Source organism: Streptomonospora halophila (assembly GCF_039542725.1).
Taxonomy (GTDB): domain Bacteria; phylum Actinomycetota; class Actinomycetes; order Streptosporangiales; family Streptosporangiaceae; genus Streptomonospora; species Streptomonospora halophila.
This window is the reverse complement of the sequence record NZ_BAABIK010000043.1, coordinates 1-14,311: the sequence shown is the minus strand read 5'-3', so window position 1 is coordinate 14,311 and position 14,311 is coordinate 1. Positions and strand designations below refer to the sequence as shown.

Annotated in this window: 13 protein-coding genes; 8 read left to right on the top strand and 5 right to left on the bottom strand. The window is 71.2% G+C overall.

Annotation, left to right across the window (positions count from 1 at the left end):
* Window positions 1-40: 40 nt before the first annotated feature.
* The 3 genes from ABEA15_RS23615 to ABEA15_RS23605 all read left to right on the top strand — a co-directional run bounded on the left by ABEA15_RS23615 (window position 41) and on the right by ABEA15_RS23605 (window position 4,111).
* Window positions 41-2,881, top strand: a complete 2,841-nt coding sequence (locus tag ABEA15_RS23615; RefSeq protein WP_345559151.1) for a vitamin B12-dependent ribonucleotide reductase — start codon at window positions 41-43, stop codon at window positions 2,879-2,881.
* Between the two features lie 355 nt (window positions 2,882-3,236).
* A complete protein-coding gene (locus tag ABEA15_RS23610) occupies window positions 3,237-3,653 on the top strand; it encodes a type II toxin-antitoxin system HicB family antitoxin (RefSeq protein ID WP_345559149.1) in 417 nt (138 codons plus the stop codon).
* Window positions 3,650-4,111: a cytotoxic translational repressor of toxin-antitoxin stability system gene (locus ABEA15_RS23605; RefSeq protein WP_345559147.1), complete on the top strand. Its 462-nt coding sequence runs from the start codon at window positions 3,650-3,652 to the stop codon at window positions 4,109-4,111. Before ABEA15_RS23610 ends, ABEA15_RS23605 begins: the two co-directional genes overlap by 4 nt.
* A 132-nt stretch (window positions 4,112-4,243) precedes the next feature.
* Here ABEA15_RS23605 and ABEA15_RS23600 read toward each other — a convergent pair whose 3' ends face one another.
* Window positions 4,244-5,083: an alpha/beta fold hydrolase gene (locus tag ABEA15_RS23600; RefSeq protein ID WP_345559145.1), complete on the bottom strand. Its 840-nt coding sequence runs from the start codon at window positions 5,081-5,083 to the stop codon at window positions 4,244-4,246.
* Window positions 5,084-5,154: 71 nt separating this feature from the next.
* Here ABEA15_RS23600 and ABEA15_RS23595 point away from each other — a divergent pair, with 71 nt between their 5' ends.
* The 3 genes from ABEA15_RS23595 to ABEA15_RS23585 all read left to right on the top strand — a co-directional run bounded on the left by ABEA15_RS23595 (window position 5,155) and on the right by ABEA15_RS23585 (window position 8,687).
* On the top strand, window positions 5,155-6,114 hold the full coding sequence (locus tag ABEA15_RS23595) for a GlxA family transcriptional regulator (RefSeq protein ID WP_345559143.1): 960 nt from the start codon (window positions 5,155-5,157) through the stop codon (window positions 6,112-6,114).
* An 808-nt stretch (window positions 6,115-6,922) separates the two neighbouring features.
* On the top strand, window positions 6,923-8,110 hold the full coding sequence (locus ABEA15_RS23590) for a beta-1,3-glucanase family protein (protein WP_344147937.1): 1,188 nt from the start codon (window positions 6,923-6,925) through the stop codon (window positions 8,108-8,110).
* Window positions 8,111-8,252: 142 nt separating this feature from the next.
* Window positions 8,253-8,687 carry a CBS domain-containing protein gene (locus ABEA15_RS23585; protein ID WP_345559141.1) on the top strand — a complete coding sequence of 145 codons (435 nt, stop codon included), beginning with the start codon at window positions 8,253-8,255 and terminating at the stop codon, window positions 8,685-8,687.
* Window positions 8,688-8,748: 61 nt separating this feature from the next.
* Here ABEA15_RS23585 and ABEA15_RS23580 read toward each other — a convergent pair whose 3' ends face one another.
* On the bottom strand, window positions 8,749-9,060 hold the full coding sequence (locus tag ABEA15_RS23580; RefSeq protein WP_344147943.1) for a hypothetical protein: 312 nt from the start codon (window positions 9,058-9,060) through the stop codon (window positions 8,749-8,751).
* A gap of 334 nt (window positions 9,061-9,394) precedes the next feature.
* Here ABEA15_RS23580 and ABEA15_RS23575 point away from each other — a divergent pair, with 334 nt between their 5' ends.
* Together ABEA15_RS23575 and ABEA15_RS23570 are read left to right on the top strand one after the other, a co-directional pair.
* Window positions 9,395-11,194, top strand: a complete 1,800-nt coding sequence (locus tag ABEA15_RS23575) for an SPFH domain-containing protein (protein ID WP_344147946.1) — start codon at window positions 9,395-9,397, stop codon at window positions 11,192-11,194.
* Window positions 11,191-12,639, top strand: a complete 1,449-nt coding sequence (locus ABEA15_RS23570; protein ID WP_344147949.1) for an SPFH domain-containing protein — start codon at window positions 11,191-11,193, stop codon at window positions 12,637-12,639. Before ABEA15_RS23575 ends, ABEA15_RS23570 begins: the two co-directional genes overlap by 4 nt.
* Window positions 12,640-12,787: 148 nt before the next feature.
* Here ABEA15_RS23570 and ABEA15_RS23565 read toward each other — a convergent pair whose 3' ends face one another.
* The 3 genes from ABEA15_RS23565 to ABEA15_RS23555 form a co-directional block, all read right to left on the bottom strand.
* Complete coding sequence (locus ABEA15_RS23565) at window positions 12,788-12,979, bottom strand: hypothetical protein (protein ID WP_344147952.1); 192 nt, start codon at window positions 12,977-12,979, stop codon at window positions 12,788-12,790.
* Window positions 12,980-13,116: 137 nt separating this feature from the next.
* Window positions 13,117-13,758 carry a hypothetical protein gene (locus tag ABEA15_RS23560; protein ID WP_345559137.1) on the bottom strand — a complete coding sequence of 214 codons (642 nt, stop codon included), beginning with the start codon at window positions 13,756-13,758 and terminating at the stop codon, window positions 13,117-13,119.
* Window positions 13,759-13,834: 76 nt separating this feature from the next.
* Window positions 13,835-14,242 (bottom strand): hypothetical protein, encoded by a 408-nt coding sequence (locus ABEA15_RS23555; protein WP_345559135.1) that lies wholly within the window; start codon window positions 14,240-14,242, stop codon window positions 13,835-13,837.
* Between the last annotated feature and the right edge of the window lie 69 nt (window positions 14,243-14,311).

The following is a 14,311-nucleotide window of genomic DNA, read 5'->3' as shown; positions in this document are numbered from 1 at the left end:
TGCCTGAACCGGGTACGCGACGAGGAGCAGGGGGAGCGAGATGACTGAGACCGCTAGCGGGCCGGCCCGCAAGGGGAAGGACCGCCGCAAGGGACTGAAGATGGAGCGCATCTTCACCCGGCCCGGCGTCCACCCCTACGACGCGGTCGAGTGGGAGCGCCGAGACGTCGTCATGACCAATTGGCGCGACGGTTCGGTCAACTTCGAGCAGCGCGGCGTGGAGTTCCCCGCGTCCTGGTCGATGAACGCGACCCAGATCGTCGCCAGCAAGTACTTCCGCGGCGCGCTGGGCACGCCCGAGCGCGAGTGGAGCCTCAAGCAGCTCGTGGACCGCGTGGCCGGCACCTACACCGAGACCGGCAGGGCCGCCGGCTACTTCGCCAGCGACGAGGACGCCGAGATCTTCGACCACGAGCTCAAGCACGCTCTGGTCAACCAGTACTTCAGCTTCAACTCCCCGGTCTGGTTCAACGTCGGAACCGCCTCGAAGCAGCAGGTCAGCGCGTGTTTCATCCTCTCCGTGGACGACACCATGGAGTCGATCCTGGACTGGTACAAGGAAGAGGGGATCATCTTCAAGGGCGGCTCCGGCGCGGGCGTGAATCTCTCGCGCATCCGCTCCAGCCAGGAGCTGCTGACCTCGGGCGGCACCGCCTCGGGCCCGGTGTCGTTCATGCGCGGCGCCGACGCCTCGGCCGGGACCATCAAGTCCGGCGGCGCCACCCGCCGCGCCGCCAAGATGGTCGTGCTCGACGTCGACCACCCCGACATCGAGGAGTTCGTCGAGACCAAGGCGCGCGAGGAGCACAAGATCCGCGCTCTGCGCGACGCCGGGTTCGACGTCGACCTCGGCGGCGCCGACATGTTCAGCGTCCAGTACCAGAACGCCAACAACTCGGTGCGGATCTCCGACTCCTTCATGCGGGCCGTGGAGTCCGGCTCCGACTTCGGGCTGACCTCCCGCACCACCGGCGAGGTCCTGGCCACCGTGGACGCCAAGCGCCTGTTCGCGAGCATGGCCAAGGCCGCCTGGGAGTGCGCCGACCCGGGGCTGCAGTACGACGACACCATCAACGACTGGCACACCGCGCCCGAGAGCGGGCGCATCACCGCGAGCAACCCCTGCTCGGAGTACGTCCACCTGGACAACTCGTCGTGCAACCTGGCCTCGATCAACCTGCTGAAGTTCCTCGACGAGGACGACAGCTTCGACATCGCCCCCTTCGTCAAGCTCACCGAGCTGGTCATCACGGCGATGGACATCTCCATCACCTTCGCCGACTTCCCGACCGAGAAGATCGGTGAGACGACGCGGGCCTTCCGGCAGCTGGGCATCGGCTACGCCAACCTCGGCGCCCTGCTGATGGCCACCGGCCACGCCTACGACTCCGACGGCGGCCGCGCCGTGGCCGGCGCCATCACCTCGCTGATGACCGGCACCGCCTACAAGCGCAGCGCCGAGCTGGCCGGGGTGGTGGGCCCCTACGAGGGCTACGCCAAGAACGCCGACGCCCACAAGCGGGTCATGCGCAAGCACGCCGCCGCCAACGACGACCTGCGCACCGTGGGCGCGATGGACCGCGCCGTCTCCGCCGCGGCCACCACGGCCTGGCAGCAGTGCCTCAAGACCGGCGAGAAGAACGGCTGGCGCAACGCCCAGGCCAGCCTGCTCGCCCCCACCGGCACCATCGGCTTCATGATGGACTGCGACACCACCGGCATCGAGCCGGACTTCTCGCTGGTCAAGTACAAGAAGCTGGTCGGCGGCGGGTCGATGCAGATCGTCAACCAGGCCATCCCGCGGGCGCTGCGCAACCTCGGCTACCAGGAGGAGCAGGTCGAGGCGATCGTCGAGTACATCGCCGAGCACGGCCACGTCGTCGACGCTCCCGGACTGCGCCCCGAGCACTACGAGGTCTTCGACTGCGCCATGGGCAAGCGCTACATCCAGCCCATGGGCCACGTGGAGATGATGGCCGCGGTGCAGCCGTTCCTCTCCGGCGCGATCTCCAAGACGGTGAACGTGCCCGAGGAGGCCACCGTCGAGGACTTCGAGCACATCTACTTCCAGGGCTGGAAGCTGGGCCTCAAGGCGCTGGCGGTCTACCGCGACAACTGCAAGGTGGGCCAGCCGCTGTCCACCGCCTCCACCGAGAGCAAGGCCCAGGACAAGCCCGAGCCGGAGGTCATCGAGGTCAACCGCCCGGTGCGGCGCCGACTGCCCAAGAAGCGGCCGAGTGAGACCGTGTCCTTCTCCGTCGGCGGCGCCGAGGGCTACATCACCGCGGGCTCCTACCCCGACGACGGCCTCGGCGAGGTCTTCATGAAGCTCGGCAAGCAGGGCTCCACGCTCGCCGGCGTCATGGACGCCTTCTCCATCGCCATCTCGATCGCGCTGCAGTACGGCGTTCCGCTGGAGACCTACGTCGACAAGTTCACCAACATGCGCTTCGACCCGGCGGGGATGACCGACGACCCCGACATCCGCATGGCGCAGTCGGTCGTCGACTACATCTTCCGCCGCCTGGCGCTGGACCACCTGCCCTACGACGAGCGGGCCGCCCTGGGCGTCCTCTCGGCGGAGGAGCGCCGCGCCATGGCCAACGGCGAGGACCCCGCCCAGGTCGCGGCCCAGGTCGAGTCCTACGCCCAGTCCGCACCGCTGACCCCGGCCGAGCGCGCGGCAGAGGAGGACGAGCGTCCCGGCGCCGCCGCTGCGGCGGAGGAGCGCGACGAGCCGCACACGACCACCGAGCTGGTCGAGCGCAGCCAGGGCTTCGTGGCCGACGCCCCGCTGTGCGTCACCTGCGGCACCAAGATGCGGCCGTCCGGCAGCTGCTATGTCTGCGAGGGCTGCGGCTCCACCAGCGGCTGCAGCTAGAACCAGGCGAACAGGCGACGTTGCGATCGATGCAGCGTCCGCACTAGCGGATTGACTGCGCAATAGCAGCGCAAAATGGGGGATCCGACCGCGGTCGGATCCCCCTTGCCCATTGCAAAGCGCTTGCGGCCCGCTGTTCCCCGCTGCAACATCGCTGCATTCGCTGCAACAGGGGTGGCTAAATCTGGTGATCTGCCGGATTCGGCGCGCAACGGCGTCGCCTTCAGCGCGAGCCCCGCATCCAGAGCCGGTGAGCCATGCGCGGACTCGGCGCGACAAGCAGAGGTACGTAGCGTACTTGACGTACTTACTGGTCGATGACAAGCTGAGAGCAGGGCCCGATGGAGGTATCGCCATGACGACTGTGCACTACGACAGTTATTCCGAAGCCCGCGCCCACCTCAAGGCGATCCTTGACGCGGCGGAGAGGGGCCGAGTCGCCACGGTGCGCCGCGAGTCGGCCCGAACCGCTGTTGTGGACGTTGAGAGACTGCGCCACTACCTTGCTACAGTCACTCCCTCGCGTGCGCAGGTGGTACCTGAGGCCGAAGGATGGTCCGTCTTCATTCCAGGGTTGCCCGTGGCCGCAGACGGAGCCTCCTTCGAGGAGGCCCTCACTGAAATGGTCGACGCCCTGCGGGAGTACGCGGAGGACTGGCAGGACCACCTGCTGGACGCACCCAACCATCGCGAGAACTGGGGGCTGGTCCAATTGATCAGCCTCAGCGACGATGAGCAGCTGCGCGACTGGCTGGTGGGCAAGGCGCGGTGACCTGGCCACAACCCACACGCGAGCATCATGACCGCTTCTGCAAGGCGGAAGGGTGGCGCCGCGTCAGGAACGCCCGCAGCGGCGCGGGCACTCATCACCTGACCTATGAACTGGACTTGCCGGATGGTCGGATCCTGAGAACGCGGGTGTCCCGGCCTGTGGATCGGACCGACTACGGCAGGAGCATGTGGGCGCATATCCTCCGGGACCAACTCGACGTCGACGAAGCCACGTTCTGGGCCTGTGTTCGAGACGGAGCCGTTCCCCATCGGGGCGTGCCCGTGCCCCCCGCGGAGGCTTTGCCCGCCGATCTCGTCCGTTTGCTGATCTCCAACCTCGGTCTCGACGAGACCGAGATCGCACAGATGAGCAAAGAAGAGGCGGTGGGCAGACTTCAGCGGTACTGGATGGAGAGTGGCCGGTCGGGTGGCTCGGGGGATACCGCACCCTCCGAGTGAGTGCACTGCGCCGGTAGACCGGGCGGAGCCGCGTTCGGCGCCGCGTCCGGCGGAGTGAGCACGCAGTAGCGGTGCAGAAGGGGGGATCCGGCCGTGGTCGGGTCCCCCCTTCTGCCGTTGCCGCCGGTGCCGCTACGCCGTGAAGAAGTCGGCAAGGGCGCGGGCGACCCGGCCGGGCGCGTTCTCCATGGGGATGTGGCCCGCTCGGGGGACGCGCACCAGCGTGGTCTGCGGGATCTCCGAGGCGAACCGCTCGGCGTACTCCACCTTCTGGAAGCCGTCGTCCTCGCCCCAGACCAGCAGCTTGGGCGTCGCGGATCGCTGCAGCGCGGGAACGAGGTCGCGGGTGTAGCGGCTGTCGGCCGCGCCCGCCATGGCCATCCTGGAGCGGCGGACGCGGGCGGCGCTCCAGGGAGCCAGATAGTCGGTGATCCGCTCTTCGGTGGCGGCCCCGGCCAGCGCCGCCGCCACCACACGCCGGCGTGCGGCGAGGAACTCGTCGGCGGTGGTCGCCGCGACGGCCTCCGGGTCCCGGAACCGGGCCACGCTGGGTACCGGCCAGGAGTCGTAGGTGACCGAGTCGAGCAGTGCCAGCCGGGACACCTCCAGCCGACCGCGGGCGAGGAGATGCTGGGCGACGCCGCCGCCGATGTCGTGACCGGCCACGGCGACGGGCCCGGAGACCTTGAGCGCGGCGGTGAACCGCGCGACCCACTCCGCGAGGGCCGGGACCGCGGCCGTCTCCAGGGTGAGCTCGCCTCCCGAACGCCCCAGCCCGGGAAGATCGACCGCGACGGGCCGCAGGCCCGCCTGCGCGAGGCGGCCCAGCACCGGAAGCCAGACCCGGCTCCAATACGTGCCGTGCAGCAGCAGCACGACCGGGCCGTCCCGCTCCACGGTCAGGTAGCTGGCCGATTCGCCGCCGACCTGGACGGCGGTCCTCAGCACTCGCGTTTCCGGGGTTGCACTCATGGGACCACTGTGACCGGTGGCCGGCCTTCCGGCCGAGAGTCTGGAAAGACACCCAGGGGTACATTATGGCCATGAGCCTCCATCGGGTGGTGGCCCTGGTCACCGCCCCTCAGTCGCCCTTCGAGCTCGCCTGCGCCGCCGAGGTCTTCGGCACCGCCCACCAGGACGCGCCGGCCCGCTACAGCTTCCGGGTCTGCGCCGAGCGGCCCGGCCCCGTGCAGACCACCGCGGGCTACGCGATGCTCGTCGACGCGGGGCCGGCGGCCCTGCTGGAGGCGGACACCGTGATCGTCCCCGGGCGGCAGCCCCCCGGCGCACCCGTGCCGCACACCGTCGCCGGGGCTCTGCGTGCGGCCCACCGGCGCGGAGCGAGGATCGCCGCAATCTGCACGGGGGCGTTCGTCCTCGCTCAGGCCGGACTGCTCGACGGCCGCCGCGCCACGACCCACTGGCGCCGCGCCGCCCAATTCGCCGCCGCCTACCCCGAGGTGCAGGTCGATTCGGACGTGCTCTACGTGGACCACGGCGACGTGGCGACCAGCGCCGGAACCGGCGCGGGCATCGACCTGTGCCTGCACCTCGTCCGGTGCGACCACGGCGCGGCGTATGCCGCCCAGGTCGCCCGGAACATGGTCCTGCCGCCGCACCGGGAGGGCAGCCAACTCCAGTACGCCGCACCGCCGGAGCAGCCCGCACGGGCCGGTGCTGACGCCTCGCTGGCGCCGCTGCTGGAGTGGGCCGCCTCCCGGATCGACGCCCGGCTGACACTCGACCGCCTCGCCGAACGCGCCGGGCTGTCCAGCCGGACGCTCGCCCGGCGTTTCACCGAACAGCTCGGGACCAGCCCGGGACAGTGGCTGCTCGGCCGGCGCCTCGACGCGGCACGGGTCCTGCTGGAGCAGACCGACCTGCCGGTCGACGCCGTCGCCGCCCGGGTCGGACTCGTTTCGGCGGTCAATCTGCGCCGCCGTTTCAAGACGCATCTCGGCACCACACCCGGCGCCTACCGGAGGATCTTCAGCGAGGCCTGAGGACGCTCCCGGACAGGGGACAGGGGACAGGGGACAGGGGACCAGGGGGTCAGGGGACGGCGCGCGACGAGTCCGACGCCGTCCGGGCTCCGGCGCCGCCCCCCGCCGCTCCGGCAGCCCGCCGGATCGGTGTGGCGCGAGGGGCACGATGGTCGGGGGAGTGCCCCTGTCACCTGGGTTCCTTGCGTCGTGGTCGTCGGCTCTCTAGCATCGGGGGTCATAACCGACCGAAACCAACCGTTCACACACAAAACAGCGTTCAGGTGCAGCGCACAGGCGCCCGTTGGCCTGGAAACCCCCGCGGTCCTCCTGGTGGCGGTCGGTCGGCGGTCCGAGAGGGCCCATCCGCGGTGGTCGAGCGGGTCGGCCCGGGCTCGGCCGCCTCCGCGGGGCCATCCCGGCGACAGGCGCCTTCGCCGTGCCCCCACACACCTGAACAGAATCCGAGCATCTTGCTGACTCCCTGCCCCGAGGAAGACGAGATGGACAGCCCCCAGCCCCGCCCCCGCGCGCCCGCTTCGCCGGGCCCACCGGCGCCGCCCGCCTCCGCGGCCGCTCCGGCACGCGGCCGCCGCCCCGCCGGCCGCGCCCCCCGACCGCGCCCGGGGCCGCCGACCGCGCCGGCCTCCTAGACCGGGCCGGCGCACCCCGAGGTGCCGCGGGCTCGTCGAGAGCCCGCTCCGCGCGGCCGCCGGTCCGGCCCCGAAACGCCGGACCGGACACGGCCGCACCCCCGTGCGGACGGCCGCCGCGCCTGCCCGCTCATGCGCGGCGCCCGCCCGCCCAACCCCGCAAGAAGGGAAACCACATGTTCGACCGACGCTCGTTCCTGCGCGGCGCCGGAGGGGCCGCCCTGGCCGCTCCGATACTCGGCTCGGCCGCCTGCGGCGCATCGACCGGCGGCGCCAAGCTGACCGCCGGCGACAAGGCCGCCTCGGCCGGCGCGCTGCCGGTGTCCTTCACCAACGAAAGCGGCTACCCCGACAGCGCCGTGCGCCTCTACATCGTGGGCACCGACACCGCCACGGGCAAGCAGGGCCGGGTCAAGGCAGACGGCACCTTCGCCCCGGTCCGGCTCTCCGACAACACCGACGGCGGCTACACCGACTACGCCATCCCGCTGAGCGAGGCCGGCGGACTGACCCTGCCGTTCATGTCCGGGCGCATCTACCTCGCGCTGGAGGACAAGCTGCGCTTCAAGGTCGTCGAGGACGGCAACGGCAACCCCGCCCTGCAGTACCCGGCGGGATGGGTGAAGTCCGACCCCAGCTTCGGCGTCCTGCACGACACGGTGGAGTTCACCCACGACGACTCCGGCATGTACTGCAACACCTCGATGGTGGACCAGTTCAGCGTCCCGCTGGCCATCGCGCTCAGCGGGGAGCAGGAGCAGTCCACCGGGCGGCTCAAGCCCGGCGGGCGCGACATGGTCTTCGACGCCATGCTCAACGACCCCGACTACTCCCCGCTCGTGGTCGGTGACCGCCGCCGGGTGATCGCGCCCGGGCACGGCATCGACTCCGGCCGCTTCGCCGCCGACTACTTCGACCCCTACATCGAGCAGGTGTGGTCCCGCTACAGCGGCACCGACCTGAAGGTGACCACCAACGCCGGCACGTTCACCGGCCGGGTCAACGGGTCGGGGCAGCTGGCGTTCGACGGCGGCGTGGCGCCCATCGCCAAGCCCTCCACCCGCGACGTGTTCTTCTGCGACGGCGCCCTGGTCGCCCCCAACGACGGCATCACCGGGCCGGTCGCGGCGATCCTGGGTGCGGCGTTCAACCGGGCGACGCTGCTCAACACCGCCGATCACCCGGTGGCCGAGGCGTCGGCCTTCTACAACAACGACATCCACAACAAGTACGCGGCCGTGTTCCACGAGGCCACCGAGGACGGGCGCGCCTACGGGTTCGCGTTCGACGACGTCTCGGGCTTCGCGTCCTACATCCAGGACCACGCCCCGGCGTCCTTCGAGGTCTCCCTGACCCCGTTCTAGGCACCCCCGTACCCCGCATCTGTCGCAGGGCACATCCCCGGCGGGCGAGAGAGCGCTCTCTCGCCCGCCGGGGCCGACGGGTCCGATTAGTCCCCGTGCTCAGGGGGTAACCCATGGTCACCCTTCGCGAAAAGGTGGCCGCATGCTGATCGCTGAGATTCTGCGCAACAAGGACAAGGGCTCCGGCGTCGTGTCCGTGAGCCCCGGGGAGTCGGTGGCCGGACTGCTCACGCGGCTGGCCGCAGACAACATCGGCGCGGTGGTGGTGATGCACGACGGCAGGGTGGTCGGCATCGCATCCGAGCGCGACATCGTGCGCGCGCTCGACCGGCGCGGTCCCGAGCTCCTGGGGGCACCGGTCTCCGACATCATGACCACCGGTGTCGTCACCTGCACCACCGAGGACACCGACGACACCCTCACTGTGCTGATGACCGAGAACCGCATCCGGCACGTCCCGGTGCTCAACGGGGGCAAGCTCGTCGGCATCGTCAGCATCGGCGACGTCGTCAAGAGCCGCATCAGCCAGCTGGAGCAGGACCGCCGCCAGCTGGAGGCCTACATCACCCAGGGCTGAGCCGCCCGGTGCGCGGGGCGGTCCGCTACCGCACACCGCGCGCCGCGCCTCGGCCGCGCCGTCAGGCCCGCCCGCGCCGCCGGTCGGCGACCACGTGGGCGGCGGCGCCGGTCGCGGCGGTCACCGCCAGCACCGACGGCCATGCGCCCAGCTTCTTCGACAGCGGGTGCGAGAGGCCGAACGCCCCGGTGTAGACCGCCGACAGCGCCGTCGCGGCGGGCAGTCCGGCGCTGCGCCGCCAGCTCGCGAACGCGCCCGCGCCGCAGACGGCCAGAACCGCACCGCCCAACCGCCGGTTGCCGGTGGCGCGCGCGACGCTGTACCCGCCGATCAGGCCGGCGGTGGTCAGCAGGCTGCTGGGAACCGAAGCCATCGTCCATCTCCCGTCGTCTGGCGAACTGCGCGGGCCCGGGGCGGGCGCCCCGGGCCCGACGCTTCGGAGACGACGCTACCCCGGCACGCCCCGAACCCGACGCCGGGCGGCCCGCGCTTCGGAGGCCGCGGGGTGTCCCCGGCCGGCGGGGCGCGTGGCCTGGCCGGATCTGGACACGTGTTTCGGACATGGATAGAGGATGGTTATCGTCCGGCCACAGGTCGGCACCTGGCGGTGTGGGACGATGCCTGCACTCTCAGCAGGAGCCGCGGAACCGCAGAGGCGATGCCCGCGTCGAATCCGCAGTTCCGCAACCAGCAAGGAGTCGATACCTATGTCCTTCGCGCAGACGGTGCGCGGAGCCGCTTCCTCGATCGCCCAAGGGGGCGACCCACGCGAGGCGGTGTCCGACGCGCTCGGCGATGCGGCGGAGGGGTTCGGCCTCGATCCGGGCGACTTCCTGGCCGCTCGTGACCAGGGCGCCTCGGTGGGAACCCGCATCGAGCAGCAGAGCTCCTCCCTCAACAACGCCGGCGAGGCACTGAACCGCAGCTCCTACGAGCGCGGCTCCGGCGGCCCGGTCCACGTCATCTGCCCCATGGTGATCCCGCGCGGGCGCACCTTCACCACCATGCTGCCGGTGATCCTGCTGCTGGTGGTCGGCGTTGTCGGCCAGGTCGTCACCTTCCCCGTCTCGGCGGTCACCGGCCCGCTGCTCAACCCGTTCTTCGGTGTGCACTTCTGGGTGGTCCTGCTGCTGTTCGCGGCCTTCATGTGGTGGCGCCAGGGCATGGTGATGGTGCCCGACGGCTGCGCGGCGCTGATCACCCGCTTCGGCAAGCTGGAGCAGGTCGTGGGCCCCGGCCGCGTCACCCTGCTCAACCCGTGGAAGCGGGTCTCCTACATCGTCAACACCACCCGCGAGTACCCGTTCAACGCGCCGATCCGCGAGGCACCCACCAAGAGCGGCGTCCAGGCCTCCATCGACCTGTTCGTGCAGTTCAAGATCGAGGACCCCGAGCAGTTCATCTTCGTCCTCGGCGCCGTGCAGGGCTTCCAGGAGAAGCTGAACAACGCCATCAGCGAGGTCACCCGCAGCCTGATCTACGACCAGCAGGCGTCGGAGATCTACGACATGGTCGGTGAGAACACCGCGCGGCTGCTGGAGCAGCTCAACCAGCAGTTCCTGCCCGCCGTCCGGCTGACCAACGCCAACATCACCCACGCGGAGCCCTCCAGCAAGGAGTACCGCATGGACCTGGCCGCGCCGGAGATGGTGCGGGTGGCCAAGGAGGCCTACACCTACGAGTACGAGCTCCAGCTCCGCAAGGAGCAGAACGAGGGCGACCTCAACAAGGAGCTCGCCTCGCTGAACGAGACCCTCTCGGCAATCCAGGCCGACATCGCCCAGTACCAGGCGCAGATGGACACCGCCCTGGAGCGCGAGACCAACCGGGCCCGCGCCCAGGCCCGTCAGCGCTTCGTCGAGGCCGAGAGCACCGCGAACGCCAACGCCGCGCTGCTGGAGGCCCAGGCGCTGGACATCCGCGCGGTCAGCGCGGCCGAGGCCCCGGAGATCCTCAACTACCGCTACCAGCAGGACCTGCTGGACAAGCTGGAGTCGGTCGCCGACAGCCTGCCGCAGGTGCTGCACATCGGCGGCGGCGACGAGACCAGCGTCGACTTCCTGCGCGTGGCGCAGGGGATCATCGGCGAGGCCGAGGCGACTCTGTTCACCGACGACGACATGGCCGCCATCCGCTCCCGCCTGCACGAGATCTCCGACCGCATCGCCGAGCGCGAGGCCGAGATCTCCCGGGTCCTGGAGGAGGACGAGGAGACCGTCGAGCCGGCGGAGCCCGACGAGGTCCCCAACGCCGACCGGATCGAGGAGATCCGCCAGTCGGTCAGCGACGAGACCATCGACGACCGGATCAGCTCGGCCGCGGGCGAGGAGCCCGAGGGCGGCGCGTCCGCGCCGCGGTTCGGCGGCTCCGCTCCGGCGGCACCCGCCGGAGGGGCGCCGGGCCGGTCCGAGCGGCAGGCGCCGCAGCCGGGGGAGTTCCCCTCGCCTGAGGGCCCGCCCGCGCCGCCGTGGTCCCAGCCCGGCACGGACGAGGGAGGCAACCGATGAGCCAGCACCAGCCCGAGCCGGGCACCGGCGGCTCCAGCATCAAGGAGGCGCTGGCCTCCTGGAACGACATCGCGCGTCTGCTGCGCGGCGGCGACCAGGGTGCGCTGGTGCCCGTGGTCATCCCGCGCGACAGCCGCGGCCTGAAGTGGACCGCCCTGGTGTGGTTCGCGCTCTACATGCTGCTGACCGCGCTGCTGCTCGGCGTGGTCGGCGGCCTCCTCCTGTCCTGGGCGGCGATCCCGGCGTTCGCGCTCGCGCTCGGTGCGCTCATGCTCGGCCTGCTGTGGTGGTGGCGCTCCTCGATCGTGGAGATCGAGCAGGGCACCGTCGGCGTGCTCACCAAGTACGGTGCCGTCGCCGGACAGCTCGACCCGGGCCGGCACTACCTGTGGCACCCCTGGTCGCGGGTGGACTTCGTGGTCGACATCTCGACCGAGATCCCCTACACCGCGCCCGTTCTGGCCTGCCCCACGCACGAGAACGTGCCTCTGAAGTCGATCGAGTTCTTCCTGAAGTTCCGCATCACCGATGCGGTCGCGTTCGTGCGCAGCATCGGCGCCAGCAACTTCGACCTGGTGCTGTCCAACGCCGTGCAGGACGCCATCCGCCAGCGCAGCCGCCAGGTGCTCACCGAGAGCGCTTACGACCTGCGCGGCTCCGACGTGGCCGACATGCAGGAGCTGCTCAACCGCCAGCTCAGCCGCTACGGCGTGCGCATCATGGGCTGCAACATCCCCGACGTCCAGCTGCCCAGCCAGTACCAGCAGCACCTGGCCACCCGCGAGCGGGTCGCCAAGGAGCTGGTGGCCTACGAGCAGGAGTGGGAGCTGACCCGCAAGCGGCGCATCGACACCCTGCTGATGGACATCGAGCGGTCCAAGAAGACCCGCGACGCGAAGATCGTCGAGGTCAACGCGGCGCTGAACAAGGCCCGCAAGGACGTCGCGCAGATGCTGGAGGAGCAGGAGACCGAGGCCCAGCGCGTCCGCTTCGAGATCGAGACCCGCGGCAAGTCCGACCTCGTGGCAGCGCAGAACGAGGCCAAGGCGCAGCGCCGACTGGCGACCTCCTACCGCGACAACCGCGCGGTCCTGCGCTACGAGCTGGCCAGGCGCCGCCTGGACGTGGGCGCCACCCTCGCCGAGCACGCTCCGCAGCCCGTGGTGGTGCGCACCGACGGTCAGAGCGGCGACGCCTCCGCGCTGTCGACGCTGCTGCTGGCCCAGCTCCTGCCCGATCTGGGCGGCAACGCCCGGGGCGGCGGCAAGCGGCGGTCGCTGGGCTCCGCGGACACCGCCGATGCTGCCGACGCGGCCGACGACGCCTTCCAGCAGGTCCAAGGCGCCGTCGCGGCCGCGGCCGAACGCGGCCGGCAGACCGGCGACCAGGCCTCCGGCACGGGCGGCTCCGGCGGCGGTCGCGGCAAGGGCGGCGGCCGGCGCTGACGGGCACCCGCTCCGGCCACCGGAGACGACGAGGGGGAGGCGGCGCGCCGCCTCCCCCTCGTTCGTGTTCCGCCCGGACTCGCCGGTCCGGCCGGCGCCGGGCGCGGGGCCGCCCCCGTACAACGGGCCCCGCGCCGCGGGCCGGCGCTCAGGCGGCGTCGGCCAGCTCGCCGTAGCCGCAGTCGATGTCGACGCCGTGCCGCGCCGCGATCTCCACCAGGTCCTCAAGCTCACCCGCCTGCAGCAGGCACAGGTCCGTGTCGCCGTGCTCGCGCGCCTCGTGCAGTGCGCTGACGGCGTCGTAGATCCGCAGGTGCAGTGCCGTCATGAACTCGTTCATCGCAATCTCCCGTCCCTGAGGAGAACCTGTCGCATCCCTGTCTATCGGCGCCGGATAAAGGCAGGGTGAGACACGGCCCGCAAAACGGGAAAACCCGGGCGTGAGGAGAAGCACGGCGGTGCGGGGAACCCGCGCGGTCAGTACTCGGTCCAGGAGTACCAGGGGCCGCTGATGTGCTCGTAGACGATGCCGCCGTGGCCCTTGACGAACACGTCGGTGGGCAGCGGCTCCGCGCTGTAGGCCAGCCCGGAGGAGTCCAGCAGCCCCGCTCCGCGCACCGTGTAGCGCGTGACGCCGTCGTCGGTCACCGACACCGACTTCAGCGGGTACAGCCCCGCCCAGGTGTCGAGGGGAGCCGTCGTGGCGGGCTGGGCGGTGGCGGCGACGTCCTTGAGCGCCGCGGCGGAGGTGTCCACCCGCGCCTGGAGCGGGATGTCGGTCAGCGACAGCGCGATGGCGGCGGCGGCGATCAGCGGCGCGGTGGTCCAGCGCAGCCAGTAGCGGACGATCATCGGGCGGGCGATGCTCAACGCGATGCCCAGGCGCAGCGCGCCCATGGCCGCGAGCAGTGCTCCGCCGCCCATGCCGAGCACGAAGGTCGGCAGGTGCCCGCCGGGCACGCTGTCCTCGTACAGCAGGACCAGACCCACGACCGCGCAGGCCGGGATGTAGAGGCGGCCCGGGGGCCGCGAGGCCCACGAGGCGATCCGTTGCCGGGGAGTCGGCGGATGGGCGATCTCGATGAGCTTCGCGACCGAGCCCTCATCGGCGGCGGACATGCGTGGCTATTCCCCTTCGGTGCGTGACACAGGCCGACCAGAGGGAGCGGGCTTGGGGGCCTCCGGCGACACCGGGTCAGATACGGGAGGGCCGCGTCGATTCGACCCTCCCCCCAGGATAGGGGAGCGGCGGAGCTTCCTCAGGCCGTCTGCCGATCCGCTCGTCCTCGAAAACCGCATTCGCCCCGCTCCGAAGGGTCCTTCGCCGGCCGCGCAGGCGTGTCAGCAGCGCGTCGAGCGAGATCCGGCCCGGCGTCAGCGCCCCCAGCAGGCAAACGGCGGCCAGCGCGATCCACCACGGCGCCGCGGTGGCCGAGGGCAGCAGCGCCGCCGAGGCCCCCTCCGGTCCGGCGGCATGCGGGATGCCCGGCCCCGCCGGCGGTTGCGCCGTTCGCAGCTGCGCCAGCGGAGCCGCCGCGGCCAGAACCAGCCCGGCCGGCCGCGCCGCCAGGCCCGCCGCGAACGCGGCGGCGCCCGCCAGCACCGCGCCCGCCGCGAGAAGTCGGAGGGCCAAGCGGTCTTAGGAAGACAAAACAGGCAGTCAACTCCTTGG